This window comes from Flavobacterium sp. CYK-55, from assembly GCF_018413465.1.
Classification (GTDB): Bacteria; Bacteroidota; Bacteroidia; order Flavobacteriales; family Flavobacteriaceae; genus Flavobacterium.
Genome location: NZ_JAHCDK010000042.1, coordinates 1 through 369 on the forward strand (window position 1 = coordinate 1; position 369 = coordinate 369).

General features: G+C 49.1%; 1 pseudogene. It reads right to left on the minus strand.

Going from position 1 to position 369, the window contains the following annotated elements:
- A pseudogene (locus tag KIH23_RS13645) lies at positions 1–369 on the minus strand (hypothetical protein); the annotation flags it as partial.

Consider the following 369-nt stretch of genomic DNA (forward strand, 5'->3'; position numbering starts at 1 on the left):
TTCCAGTTCCAGAGATGTTCCCCGGATTAATGGTCCAAGTTCCTGTTGGTAAACCGGTCAATTCTACTGAACCTGTTGCTACTGCGCACGTTGGTTGTGTTACAGTACCGGCAACTGGAGCCGATGGTGTTTGTGGCTGCGCATCAATCGTTACCGAAGCAGAAGTTGCCGAAGTACATCCGTTGCTAGCAGTTGCCGTCAAGGTATAAGTACCCGCCGGAGCCGTTACCACACCTGTGTTTGACATGCTCACACCTACATTAGGCGTAATGGTATAAGTCATTGCAGCATCGTAGTTCGATACAGAGAATGAACCAGTTGCTACGGCACAAGTAGGTTGTGTTACTTGAGCAGATATAGCAGGCGTAG